We start from the raw sequence: 13,760 nt of genomic DNA, 5'->3' as shown, positions 1-13,760 counted from the left end.
GAGCGGGTGTTGCTTGCAAAGAACCGAGCAAGCAAGCAACGGAAACCGATAAAGCAACCACTATTACTTTGCGCGAAAGTATCATGAAGCCCCCTTTTTAGGTAATTCTAACAAGGGCTTAGAAAAAAACTAGTGTTTCTTTCTAAATATCATCGCGATATGGATTAAGACGAAGCAGATAGCGCCCGCCAATATGCCGATCAAGGCGTTCCACAACAGCGTCCACTGTGGAGATTGCTCAATCAGCGCATGCAAGGGGGGGGTGCCATGGGCGAGAATGCCGCCGCCGACCAGAAACATGGCCGCGGTGCCGACGATGCTGAGCAAGCGCATCAGGTAGGGGACCGTTTGCACCATGCCCCAACCTGTTTTGCGTGCGGCAGTGGCCAGAAGATGATAACCGCTTCGTTGCATCAGCCATAAGCCGATATCATCCATTTTGACGATCAAAGCGACCAGGCCATACACCCCCAGTGTCATGACGACGGCAATGAGGGAGAGCACCAGAATACGCTGCGTGATAGCTGCATCGGCGACAACGCCCAGGGCAATCACAATAATTTCGGCGGACAGAATGAAGTCCGTCCGTACAGCGCCTTTGATTTTTTCCTGCTCCAGGGCGACCAGGTCTGTCTCAGGTTGCTGCATGGCGGCGTGGATCGCTTGTTCACTGGTGTCCGAGTGCTTGTCATGGCGCAGTTTGTGCCAGACTTTCTCAAAGCCTTCAAAGCACAGAAAGGCCCCTCCCAGCATCAGCAAGGGGGTGATCAGCCAAGGTAAAAACGCACTGATCAACAGCGCTGCAGGCACCAGAATCAGTTTGTTCAGCAGCGATCCTCGCGCCACCGCCCACACCACTGGCAGCTCTCTCTTGGCGGCAATCCCTGTGACTTGCTGGGCATTGAGTGCCAGGTCATCGCCCAGTACCCCCGCTGTTTTTTTGGCCGCGAGCTGGCTCATGACGGAAACGTCATCCAGCATGGTGGTAATGTCATCTAATAGTGCCAGCAGGCTGGGGGTGGCCATGGTTTGTCCTGTGTCAATGAAGAGGCTATTGTTTATTTTAAAGGATTGCCGTTAAAATGGCGGCATGGTGACGCGCAAATTTCAACGTTGGATGGCACGCATGGCCTTGATGGCAATCATGCTGGCTGCGCTCGTGCCGACGTTGAGCCTCGCGTTTCCCATGCAAGCAGGCAAAAGCTTTATTCAGGAGGTGTGTTCCTCGCAGGGCAGTAAACTGGTCATTCAGGTGATCACCACGCAAGGAAAATTGCGCGCTACCCTGATTGACTATCAGCCTTCACAAAAACCGGTTTCACTGGGGCATCATCTCAATCATTGTCCGTTCTGCCATATGGCGATGGATGATGTGGTATTGCCCCAGCCCAATCCGGCTTACATTCTGTTTCAACAAGCCCAGGCCGAGATTGCTTTAAGCAGCTATCAGGCCCCGGTTGTCGCAAGTGTTTACTCCACCGCGCACCCCACGCGCGCACCCCCACTGACTCCACCTTACTCAATCTAGTGCCGTCTGTTGTGTAGACGGTTTATGGGTATGCCTGTGATGCAGGCACATATGGAGTCATGACATGATCGTCATCAACCTTCAGGCAATGATATTTGCCAAACAGGTGGAGTGGAAACGCCACATCACCCTCAAAGAAATCGCTGAGTCTACCGGCATCAGCCGCATGACCTTGCATCGCATGGTCAAAAATCCTTCTTACAACGCATGCACCGAGCATCTGGGCAAACTTTGCTCTTATTTCGCTTGTGACATCAGCGCGCTTATCCGCTGGCAACCCGATCGGGATGCCAGGCAAGTCTTCGCCGCCTGATGTGTGATGCTCACCCTGCTGGTAGCTGACCAGTAGGGGGCATGCCGTTTACAAAAAATATTTCTGAGGAAAAGTCTATGAAAAAAACCTTCTTGGCCCTGGCCTTGCTGGGACTCACTCAACCTGCCTGGGCGCATTTAAGTTATACCGGGCGTGACTTTGGCACATTCTCTGGCCTGGTGAATGCCAGCAATAGCATTACCACCACGGTCAATACCAACTATGGCTGGGCCGGCGCCGCTGACGGCAATCTGGGCGATAGCCATATCGGCCGCGCTTTCCGCTTCACCCTGCAAAACAATGCCTGGGTGGATTTCAGCGTCGATGCAACCTCTGCCGATCTGTTACCTGCTTTCTCTATTTACGGTGGACTGGCGGCAGTCAGAACCGGTGGCGTTTTTCCAGGCACGCAAACCAGTGCCGATTACGATAGTGCCAACGCTTCTATCGTCTGGCGCTACAGCTGGGCGCAAGCCAACCTGGGCTCCAACAAGTCGTATACCGACACCGATGGCAGCTGGAATGCATTGGGCAACTGGAAAATGGGCGGTGACGGCGATGCGATTGGCATCGACAGCGAACTGAGCAGCTTTATCTACAAGGGCTCTGCGACCACAGCGACCGATGTGGTCACCGGCAAGTTTCTGCTGGGGGCAGGGGATTACACCATCATGATTGGCGGTAACAACGCCGCAAACCAGCTGGCGACTAGTTTTGGCTACACCGCCTCACTGAACGTCAGCGCAGTCCCAGAGCCGGAAAACATGGCCCTGTTGCTGACAGGTCTGGCCTTGGTCGGCTGGCAGGTGCGCCGTCGTAGCAAATAACCCCATGACATGAATCGTTGGAGAGTGTGCTTAACGCCCTCACCAACATGATAGGAGAAGATAATGAACGTATTGAAAAAAACATTGGCAATCGCTGCCATGACCTTGGTAACCAGCCCAGCATTTGCTGCGGTATCTACTTACAACGTGACCACCACCTGGTTTGAGCCAGACACCCAGCCAAAAAACTCTATTTTTGAAGGGTCATTTAGTTATGACTCAGCAACAAAAGTAATTACCGGCCTGGCGGGTAAGCTGAGTGAGTCTATGACTGGTACAGATGCTTCCAATATGACTTGGTTAAACCTGAATTACCAGTTGGTTTCTTGGTATGACGCTGCTTTAGGCGGCACATTTGCTGCCACCTTTAAAAACAGCAACACGAGTACCTTCTCAACCCTGGCTGGCGGGGATGGCTGGAGCCCTCAGGCGGGTGTGGATATCGGCGGTGTTTATTACGGCTATCCGCGTCCGGCAAATAATCCTGGTAACGCTTACGCCTTGATTTTTGTCCCTGATAATCCATTGACTGCGTTGACACAGACTCAAATTAACAAACTTGCTTATGCCGACTGTGCGCCTGGCGGCATGATGGGCGCCGTTTGTATGACAGGGACCTCCGCGGCTGGGTATGGCTCGGTGGGAACCATGAGTGGGTATCCCGTTAGTCAGGTGATCAGCATGGTGGCTGTGCCTGTTCCTGAGGCAAGCACCTATACGCTGTTGAGTTTAGGCCTGGTCATGACCGGCATGATAGCGCGCCGCCGCCGTGAGCAAGCATAACTAGGAAGAGCGGAGAAAGATGGCAAATGCATGCGCATTTGCCATCTTTGACTGAAAAAATCATGAAATTATTGAGATTGTTGATGGCGTTGCTCGTCTCGCCCATGCTTGGTTACGCTGGCCCTAATGCTGAGGAAAGCGAGAAAAGCTTGCAATTGCCTCCCGTGCAAGTTGACCAGGAAAGCCGTTTTAAAGGGGAGGTCATCCCTTTGAAAGCCATTCGGCAAAAGGGGGTTAACACGACAGATACCGCTAAGTTGCTCGAAGATATCCCTGGTGTCAGTAGCTTTAGTGCTGGCGGCATTTCAAGTCTGCCGACCATTCATGGGTTTGCAGATGACCGTAACCGTACGCAAGTGGATGGCATGGATTTGATGAGTGCTTGCCCAAATCATATGAACCCGGCGTTGTCATTTATCAATCCGGCGCAAGTGCGCAGCATTCAGGTCTATGCGGGCGTTGCCCCAGTTAGCGTGGGCGGCGATAGTATCGGCAGCACCATACAAGTGGATTCAGCGCGTCCGCGCTTTGCCAATGACGATCAGGTCTATGTCAGCTTTGGGCAGTTGGGGACGTTTTACCGGAGCAATGGGGCGGCCAGAGGAGCCAATGTGGCTTTGGGTGCAGCAACCCGTCAGTTTAGCCTGGCATATACAGAGACTTATGCCGATGCTAATAATTATCAGGCAGCAGGCAATTTCAAAAAACCAATTCTGCAAACGACTCCGACTGAAGATCGGGTTGGCGAAAAAGAGGTGGCCAGCTCTGCTTTCCGCCGATCGCGTAATCAGGAGTTGGGGTTGGCGTGGAACGTGGATGACAATCACCTGTTTGAATTGAAGTGGGGTGAGCAAAGCCTAGATTGGGAGGGGTTTCCCAATCAGCGTATGGACATGGTCTCCAGCGAGTTTGATCCGAATAATGGTTCCAGCCTGTTAACGCACAAGCCTGCAAACGTAAATAAAACCGTCAACATGCATTATCTGGGAGCATACGATTGGGGTGAACTGGAGGTTCGCTATTTTCATCAAGACACCCGACACGCCATGGATATGTTGCGCAGCCGGGCATTTGGTATGTATATGCCTATGCTGAGCGACGCAAGCACTGATGGCGGCAGCATCAAAACCACTTTGCTACTTAATGCGCGTGACACGCTGCGCCTTGGGATGGATTTCCAAAACTATCGTCTCGACGATTGGTGGACACCTATTGATGGTTTTAATATGGGGCCAAACACGTTTCAGAACATACGGAATGGTAAAAGAGACCGTCTGGGTGTTTATGGCGAGTGGGAGTCTGTATGGGATGCAGAATGGATGACATTATTAGGCCTGCGTACAGACAGTGTCCGTTCATCTGTTGACCCTGTTCAAGGCTACAACACTACCTATAGTGTGGATGCTGCCAAACTGAATCGTGGCGATCGTAACACCCAGACTCAGCAGTATGATTTTACCGCGCTAGTGAAATATCGTGCTGACGCCAATCAGGCTTATGAGATCGGATTCGCCCGCAAAAATCGCTCCCCCAATTTATACGAACGCTTCGCATGGTCTACCAATAGCATGGCCGCCTTGATGAATAACTTTGTTGGTGATGGCAATGGTTATGTGGGTAATCCAGACCTAAAGCCTGAGGTCGCCTATACCATGAGTGTGGTCGCGGATTGGCATGATGCCAACCATGAAAAATGGGCGGTGAAAACGACGGCATATGCCACTTATGTTGACAATTATATTGATGCAAGGCGCCTGCAACGAAATACCTCTGCAGGAAGTGGCTGTAATGGTACTAACGTCACGACCACGAATTGCTACGTCTTGTTGCAGTATGAGAATGTGGATGCGCTGCTATATGGGGCGGATTTGTCCGGCAGCTATCAGTTTGGGCGATTGGCAAGTGTAGGCAACTTTTCAGCCACAGGGGTAATTAGCTACGTACGCGGGAATAATCAAACCACTGGCGGACATCTTTATCACATGATGCCACTCAATCTAAAAGCTGGCTTTCAGCATCAATTGGGCAAGTGGACCAACCGTCTTGAGCTGCAAAGTGTGGCAGAAAAAGTGCGTGTTTCAGAGGTGCGAAACGAAGTAAATACGCCGGGTTACACGATTTTTCATTTGCGCAGCAGCTATGAGTGGCAGCATGCCCGCCTCGATTTTTCTGTCGAAAACTTGTTCAACAAATTTTATTTATTGCCCCTGGGCGGGGCATATGTGGCAGAAGGTAACTCCATGACGACGGGGGGTGCAGCCTATTACGGGATGAATGTGCCCGGCATGGGGCGGTCGGTCAATGTGGCTTTTAATCTATTTTATTAACCATCTACTTAAATGCTCAGGGAAGAAGTCATGAAGCCGTTTCGTTTACCAGGCAGCCTTTACTGGGGTGCCAGCCTGGTGTTGGGGTTGGCATCCATGCCAGTGTATGCCGATCATAATCAGGTAGAGCTGGATGATGTCGAGGTATCGGGTACGGTGGATAGCCGGATTGTCGATTATCCGGCCACCGTAGAAAGCTTTAACAAAAAACAGATTCAGGAGAGTGTGAATGCCACCACGGCCGCGCAGGCGATGAAGTTTTTGCCCAGTTTGCAAATCCGGGAGCGCTATATTGGCGATAGAAACGGCATTATTGCCGGGCGGACCGTGGGGACACTTTCAAGTGCGCAAACCATGCTGTACGCAGATGGCGTATTACTCTCCAATTTGCTGGGAAACTCGTTTGCCTTCCCGCCACGCTGGGGCATGATTAGTCCGGATGAGATTGAGCAGATTAGCATGATGTACGGACCTTTTTCTGCCATGTTCGCCGGTAACTCGTTTGGCGGTGTGGTCAGCGTAAAAACTAGGATGCCGACCAAGCTGGAGGCGCATACCAATGTGCAGTATTTCCGCCAGAATTTTGATTTATACCATTCAAAACTCAATCTTGAAGGCCAGCACCTTTCTGCTTCGCTTGGTGATAAATGGAATGACCTGAGCCTGCTGCTCAGCGCTGATTATCTGAATAATGAAGGCCAGCCCATGGATTTTGTCGTCCGTGATTTGAGTGCTGGGAGCCGCACAGCGGGCGGGGTCGCCGTTACCGGTGCCTCTGTCGACAAGAACGATAGAAATTTGCCGCGTAATGTGTTTGGGGCAGTGAGCATGGAGCGGCCGGAGCAAACGAATCTGCGGTTCAAGGCCGCATACGATGTAACGGATACCGTGAAAGCCACCTATACCTTGGGGTTATGGCATTTGAACAGTCATACGGATGTGGCGTCGTATCTCAAGGACGCTAATGGAAACACGGTGTATAACAACCGCGTACAGCTCAATGGCCTGCGCTATGATTTGAGCGGATTTAATCCGTCAAAAGCCGACGCGACGCATGTCATGCAGGCCATAGACCTCAAGTCGGACAGCAAAGGCTTTTTTGACTGGCAACTGACTTTTTCAGACTATGACTACCAGCAGGACAAAAATAGCCAGTCAAATATTGCTACCTCGACAACGACACTTGCTGCGGGGAATCCCTACATCAATCGTGCCGGGCGCGTGACAGACATGTCAGGCACGGGCTGGACCACCTTTGATGCGCGTGCAACCTTCAGGCCGGCAGAGGCTGGCTGGGGGCGGCATGTTGTGGATGTGGGCTACCATATTGATGAGTACGATCTTGGCAGCACCACCTTTGATACGGCAGACTGGCAAGTGGGAAACAAAGGCAACTTGAATAGCAGCTCACGTGGCAGCACGCGTACGCAAGCATTGTTTATTCAGGATAAATGGCAATTGCACCCGCAATGGTCGCTCACGTTAGGAGGACGTGCAGAGCGCTGGCAGGCTATGGATGGCCGTAACCAGGCCGTGACTGGCGGCGTGTTGTCTACGGCCAATTATGCGACGGCAGAGGCTAACCGGTTTTCGCCCAAGGTTTCATTGAGTTTTGAACCCATGCCAGAATGGGGATTCCGTGCTTCATTTGGACAGGCATTCCGTTTTCCGACGGTGAGTGAGCTCTATCAACAGGTTACGCAGAGCAGCCAGATTGTCCAGAACAACCCGAATCTCAAACCGGAGGAGGTGCTATCAGCTGAAATCACTGCTGAAAGGCGGTTTGCTAGCGGCCTGATTCGCGCCAGCGTGTTTAACGAAGAAAAATATGATGCATTGATCTCACAGACCATTGCCAATGGCCGCGCGATTCCCTATGGCACAGGGGTGTGTACAGCCGGGGCGGGTGGCTGTTCCTTTATCCAGAATCTGGACCACGTCAGGACCCGGGGGATAGAGTTGTCCACAGAATGGCAGGATGTATGGATTCATGGCCTGGATATTTTGGGCAGTGCCACGTTTACCGATGCAGAAATACTCCGTAACCGGGTGGACCGTAGTATTGAGGGCAACAAGGCCCCGCGGATTCCACGCGAAATGTTCAAGCTGGTGACGACCTATCATCAGGGCAGTCAGATCACCTACAGTGTGAGTGCCCGGTATAGCGGCCGCCAATATAACCTGCTGGATAACAGCGATGTCAATGATGACACCTACATCGCTGCGAGCAAGTTCTTTTTCGTGGATGTGAAGGCCAATTATCACATGAGCAAGCGCTGGACCGCCAGTGTGGGGATCGATAACCTGAACAACGATCAGGCCTATGTCCGCCACCCCTACCCGCAACGCACAGGGTATGTACAAGTCAAGTTTGATTATTGACCCGCGCCATCTTTACCGCGGGTCACCTTTCAACCGGGTCAAACGGTCGCGTAAACTTTATCCAGAAAGTAGCTGGTGCGCTGTTTGAGCCGCATGCGTTTTTGCAGGATATCGGGCAGCTGCTCTGGTTTCAGACACTGGATGATGTTGATGTCCAGCGCTTCCCTGAGGTCAAAAGTTTCACCTTCTTCCTCAGGATCATCGTTGAGTATCTGCACGAAAGGCCTTAAGGGTTGCTGCGGGTTGGTGGAGATCACCGTTGCCAGTTGCTGATCTGAAAGGCGCACCACACTGCCTGGCGGATAAATGCCCAGGCATTTGATAAAGCGGCGCAAAATGGTCTGGTCAAACTGGTGACGTTGCTGCGCAAACATCATGCTGAGCGCTTCGTAGGGCGTTTTTGCCAAGGCCGGGTTAGAAGGGTTGCATAGGTTGTCATACACATTGGCGATGATCAGGATATGCGCCAACGGGTCAATCTGTTCTGCACGCAGGCCTTGCGGGTAACCGCTGCCATCCGCAAATTCATGATGCTGGGCAATCAGTGTCATGATTTTTTTGGGTACGGCGACCTCTTTGAGCATATTCAGGCCTAAGGCGACGTGGGTTTGATAAATCCCGACTTCGCGCAGGTTAAGGGGGTCCTTTTTCAACAGGATTTTGTCACTAATCTGCCGCTTGCCAATATCATGCAAAATGGCCGCCATGCCCAGTATCACCGCATCCTCATCGCTGATATTCAGGTTCTTGGCCAGGATCAGGCTGGCCACCAGGGTATTCAGCTCATGCTGGTAATGCTGATCGCCGACACGGTGTCCGCTCATGGCGTGGATCGCAATATCACCTTCAGTCAGTGTGCTGCTGACCAGGTCTTGTACCAGGGTCTGAGCCAGTCCATAAGCCTGGTCAGGATGCTCGGTTGAGAGCTTCTGAATGTTTTTGACCTCGGCACTGGTGCGCATAAACTTTTGCTCACTCTCGTTGATGACTTGCTTGAGCACCTGTCGTTTCTGCTGTGCAGCATTGAGCGGCGTGGTTTCCTTGGCGGGTTCCGGCTCTGGGAACAACGCTTTTTTCACCAGAAACTCCACGACATTGGCATTTTTTTTCAGCGGGTGACTGGTGCTTCGTCGCGGGTCATAGCGTAGCTGCTTGAGCCCCAGCGATTTGATCGTGTCAATTTGCGCATCTTCAGTGATCTTGAAGTTGCTGACCGAGAATGGATGATCCATCCAACCGAGATCAAGGTGGATATATAACCCCACTTGCAGTTGGTCTGGGCTAATGTAATAAGTGTCGGAGGCTTGATTATGCATGGCGTTTTATTTTTCTTTGATTGTTTAATGTTAACAGTTTTACAAAATCGTCCGCATTGACCGGGTAGGCGTACAGATAGCCTTGGGCTGTCTGGCACCCCAGTCGCTGTAAAAATTTTTCCTGCTCTTCTGTCTCTACGCCCTCAGCCACCACGGTAAATCCCAGCTGGGTCGCCATGGCGTAAATCGCACTGGTAATCGCAGCATCGTCCTTGTCATTTGGCAGGTCTTTGACAAAGCTGCGGTCTATCTTGATCTGGTCCAGCGGCAACCGTTTCAAGTGTGAGAGTGAAGAGTAGCCGGTGCCAAAATCATCAATCGCAATGCTGATTCCCAACAGCTTGAGTTGATTGAAGGTGTCGACCACATGTTGCGTATGCTGCATCAAGGTGCTTTCGGTGATTTCAAGCTCAATGATGGATGGGTCACATTCGCTTTCCATCAGGATGCCGTAGACCGTGTCGGCAAACTTGCTTTTCATGATCTGCACAGCAGAGACATTAATCGCAATTTTCTTGAATTCCGGATGCTGTTGATGCCAGGCATGCGCTTGCCGGACCGACTGAGCGAGGGCCCATTCCCCTATGCTCAGAATCAGGCCGGTTTCTTCTGCCAGCGGGATGAATTTGGCGGGCGAGATAATGCCCTGAGTCGGATGCATCCAGCGGATGAGCGCTTCCGCGCCAATAATCATGCCTGTCTTGAGGTCAATCTGGGCCTGATAGAACATATTCAGCTGGTTTTTATTGAGCGCCTGCCGCAACTCGGTTTCCAGCTGGAAGTGCTCAACGGCGTCGCGGCTCAGTGCAGCGTCGTAAAACGCGACATGGTTTTTACCGTTGTTTTTGACCTGATACATGGCGAGGTCGGCGGCTTTGATCAGGCTCTCGACATCCTGCCCATCCTGCGGGTACATCGAGATACCAATGCTGCCACTGACAAAAATCTGGTGGTGATCAATATTGAATTCAACACGCAGGGCTTCCAGAATATCATGCGCTTTTTGTGACGCATCGGCCTTGCTGCGCAGGTTTTCCAGCATGATGATGAATTCGTCACCACCAAGGCGGCCAACGATGTCAGACTCACGGACGGCCTGACGCAGACGTTCGGTTACGCTCAACAATAACTGGTCGCCTGCATAATGCCCCAGGCTGTCGTTGATATTTTTAAAGCGGTCGAGGTCGATAAACAGAATGGCCGCTTGCTGCTCATTGCGGCCGGAGCGCTGAATCGCATGCGCGAACAGGTGATTAATCAGACGGCGGTTAGGCAGGCCGGTCAGCGGATCGTGATTAACCAGAGAGTTCAACTGGCGTTGCGAACGTTTCATTTCCGAAATATCCGCAAACACGCCCACATAGTTGGTGATGGCATTGGCGTGGTTACGCACCGCCGTGATGGTCATCCACTCGGTGTAGCTCTCACCGTTTTTGCGGACATTCTCAATTTCGCCAGACCATTTGCCATGACGTTTGAGCGCACCAAACAAGCCGCGCGGACGCTGTTTGAAGATTTGCGGTTTGCTGCCCAGCACCTCTTCTTCTGCATAGCCGGTAATCAAGGTGTAACCCTGGTTGATCCCCACCAGCTCCCCGGCCGGGTTCACAATCATGATGCCTTCGGTGGTACTGTCAAAGGCGATTTTTGCCAGCTTGAGATGTTTGCCGGTTTGTTCGCGGTTGATGGCCACGCTCAAGGTGCGGCCGATAGCCATCAGTGAGCCCAGTTCTTGTGAACTGGTCGGCTCTGCATCAAAACAGCGTTCAATGACCATGGAGCCCCACCAGTCATCGTCCAGCATCAGCGGCACAATGACCAGGTTGACCGTGTCGTGCGACTTGAGCAGGGCGCGCTCGGCCTCTGGCAGGCTCAGGGCATCACACATGACAGGCTGGCCCTGCGCCAGCAGGGCATGCCAGCGTTGTAGTTCTGGCGTGAGGAAAGACACTTTTTCCCAGTGCTCATAGGTGGCATGAAAGCCGTTCATGGCCCAATGAAACAGGGCCTTGGAGCGCATTTCTGTCTTGTTGCGCGTATGGATATTCTCATGCTGCAGCAGGGTGGCGCGACTGAATCTGAAGGACAGGCAGCATTGTTGCAGTACGTTTTCTGCCACCGTTTGCCAGCGTTCAGTCGAGTGCAGCATCCAGTCGCATGAGATCAGGGTATCAAGCACGGCACTGCGGTTGTTGAGTTGGGTTTGAATGAACTTTTGCTCGCTCACATCGCGGGCGACCGTGATCAGGTGGCTTGGAAGGTCTTCGCGGTCGTAGTAGGCGACTTTATGCACCTCTAGCGTTTTATGACCGCCTTGTGGCAAATGCACCAACTCTTCATTGTGGTAGGGCTGGCGCGTTTGCCAGACTTGTTGGTCTGATTTTTCGTGATGTTCAAAACTGTTGCGGAATACCGGATGCAAGGTCTGCGCAATTTGACGGTTATTCAAAAACTCAAAGTCAAAATGGTTGATCTGGAAGGTGTTGAGCATTTGCTCGTTGGCCATCATCCAGCGGTTGTCGCTATCCTTGATGCAAATCAGGTCAGGGCTCATTTCGATCAGTGAATGCACGATGGATTGCATATGCAGCAACTGGTCGGTCAAGGTCTTTTCTTCTTCCTCCAGCATGAGGCCCACGGCGCGACGGGTGTGTTGCGGATAGAATAGTCTGCATTTGAAATCGCGCTTGAGGCCTTTGAGAGTAAGCGTGATGTTTAGCTCGGTTTTGCCTTCGCGCATGGCTTCGATGAGCACCTGACGTGTCTCTTTGGGTAATTCCTCACCCACGGGGGCGAGCAGAGACAATGCCTGTTCGTTTGCCGCCAGGCTCACTGCACGGCGATTGATGGCCAGCATAGCCATATCGGGCATGGTGACGGCAAATGGCTGCAACCATGCTGTGCTATGATGATCAAAAACGGTGGGTAACATAATTCAGTCTGCTTGATTCCAGGCGTCTATCTGGGACGATTAAGTGGGTTAACGGCGCAGTTGGCGCTAAACTTTAGCGAGTTTCACTTGTGTTAATGAACGTCAATTTTATACATAAAATCAATCTGCTCAGGCATGGGTTAAGCGTGGTTTTAGGGCTGTTTGTCCTGATGACAAGCTGGGTGGATTGTGCGCAAGCGCACGAAGGTCATGAGGGCCATGCCGAGCAGGCGCCCAACGCCCTGGCCGTCAGTGTCACGCCCGAGGGTGCCGGCCGCATCTGGCTGGCTCAGGCCAGGCAGGGTCAGGTCTGGGTGTCTTTGCTGGATGCCACGGGCAAACCCCTTGGTCGGGAAACCGTGGTCAATTCGTTGCCGATGAAAGTGGCCGCCGATGGCGAAGCCAGGCCCAAGATTGCGGTTGGCCCCAATGGCCATCTGTATGTCACCTGGACCGAATCGCTGAAAAAGCCTTATGCCGGCTATATCTGGTTTGCACGCTCTACCGATGGCGGCAAAAGCTTTGAGGCCCCTTATATCGTGCACCAGCACCGCGATGAAATCACCCACCGTTTTGACAGTTTGCATGTGGCCGCCAATGGCACCATCACCGTGGCCTGGGTAGATAAACGCGATTTGCTGGCCGCCAAGGCTGCGGGCAAACCTTATGATGGTGCTGCCATTTACTACGCGGTTTCAAGCGATCATGGCAAAAGTTTTGCCCCGGAACAAAAATTGGCGGATAGCAGCTGCGAGTGTTGCCGGATTGCCATGACTAGCAAGCCGGATGGCACGGTGGCAGTCTTGTGGCGGCATGTTTTTGAGGGCAGTGAGCGCGACCACGCCATGGCCGAAATTGGTGGCACCGGCAAACCGGTGCTGGTGCGTGCCAGTTATGGTCACTGGAAACTGGATGGTTGTCCGCATCATGGTGCTGCGATTGCGGTTGGTGAAGGCTTTGGCTATCACCTGGCCTATTTTGATGGGGCAGGGGACAAGCCTGGCTTGCGGCTGGCGCGCATGGATGGCCAGGCCTGGGTGAGCTCACCGCCGAAACGGATTGGTGACCTCAAACGCAATGCCAGCCACCCGGCCTTGTTGAGCGTGGCCGATAAAGTCTGGCTGGCCTGGCAAGAGCGGGATAGCAGCGGTTTTGATATCGTGGCCATGGTCTCTGTGGATGGTGGCCGTACCTGGGGCGCGCCCAGTGTCATGCTGCATAGCACGACGAAGTTGGATTACCCGCAATGGCTCAATTTACAAGGCCAGGTGTCGCTGGCCGTGAATACCAGTGATCAAGGCTTGAAAGTCCTGCCATTCGCAAAATAGCCAGCTCAAAAACGCTGTCATTTG

10 protein-coding genes are annotated in these 13,760 nt (G+C 52.5%); 7 read left to right on the top strand and 3 right to left on the bottom strand.

Annotated elements, in window-relative coordinates:
- Positions 1-129 precede the first annotated feature (129 nt).
- Positions 130-1,026, bottom strand: coding sequence for a DUF808 domain-containing protein (locus GOC95_RS05360; protein WP_275356192.1), 897 nt, complete (start codon positions 1,024-1,026; stop codon positions 130-132).
- 64 nt (positions 1,027-1,090) lie between these two features.
- On the opposite strand from GOC95_RS05360, the gene GOC95_RS05355 reads away from it, so the two are divergent.
- From GOC95_RS05355 to GOC95_RS05330, 6 genes are all read left to right on the top strand, one after another.
- Entirely contained in the window at positions 1,091-1,528 is a 438-nt protein-coding gene (locus tag GOC95_RS05355) for a DUF2946 domain-containing protein (RefSeq protein WP_275356191.1), read from the top strand.
- A 64-nt stretch (positions 1,529-1,592) separates the two neighbouring features.
- Complete coding sequence (locus GOC95_RS05350) at positions 1,593-1,841, top strand: helix-turn-helix transcriptional regulator (protein WP_194748582.1); 249 nt, start codon at positions 1,593-1,595, stop codon at positions 1,839-1,841.
- Positions 1,842-1,918: 77 nt separating this feature from the next.
- A complete protein-coding gene (locus GOC95_RS05345; protein WP_194748581.1) occupies positions 1,919-2,668 on the top strand; it encodes an FxDxF family PEP-CTERM protein in 750 nt (249 codons plus the stop codon).
- Between the two features lie 63 nt (positions 2,669-2,731).
- Positions 2,732-3,451, top strand: coding sequence for a PEP-CTERM sorting domain-containing protein (locus tag GOC95_RS05340; protein WP_275356190.1), 720 nt, complete (start codon positions 2,732-2,734; stop codon positions 3,449-3,451).
- Positions 3,452-3,513: 62 nt separating this feature from the next.
- Positions 3,514-5,778, top strand: a complete 2,265-nt coding sequence (locus tag GOC95_RS05335; RefSeq protein WP_275356189.1) for a TonB-dependent receptor — start codon at positions 3,514-3,516, stop codon at positions 5,776-5,778.
- 30 nt (positions 5,779-5,808) lie between these two features.
- Entirely contained in the window at positions 5,809-8,160 is a 2,352-nt protein-coding gene (locus GOC95_RS05330) for a TonB-dependent receptor (RefSeq protein WP_275356188.1), read from the top strand.
- Positions 8,161-8,198: 38 nt separating this feature from the next.
- Here GOC95_RS05330 and GOC95_RS05325 read toward each other — a convergent pair whose 3' ends face one another.
- Positions 8,199-9,476: an HD domain-containing phosphohydrolase gene (locus GOC95_RS05325; RefSeq protein WP_275356187.1), complete on the bottom strand. Its 1,278-nt coding sequence runs from the start codon at positions 9,474-9,476 to the stop codon at positions 8,199-8,201.
- Positions 9,469-12,408: an EAL domain-containing protein gene (locus GOC95_RS05320; RefSeq protein ID WP_275356186.1), complete on the bottom strand. Its 2,940-nt coding sequence runs from the start codon at positions 12,406-12,408 to the stop codon at positions 9,469-9,471. Before GOC95_RS05320 ends, GOC95_RS05325 begins: the two co-directional genes overlap by 8 nt.
- Before the next feature lie 95 nt (positions 12,409-12,503).
- Here GOC95_RS05320 and GOC95_RS05315 point away from each other — a divergent pair, with 95 nt between their 5' ends.
- Positions 12,504-13,736, top strand: coding sequence for a sialidase family protein (locus GOC95_RS05315; RefSeq protein ID WP_275356185.1), 1,233 nt, complete (start codon positions 12,504-12,506; stop codon positions 13,734-13,736).
- Positions 13,737-13,760: the final 24 nt, after the last annotated feature.

It is taken from the genome of Methylophilus sp. YYY-1, from assembly GCF_029132825.1.
GTDB lineage: Bacteria > Pseudomonadota > Gammaproteobacteria > Burkholderiales > Methylophilaceae > Methylophilus > Methylophilus glucosoxydans.
This window is presented reverse-complemented; position numbering and strand designations above follow the sequence as displayed.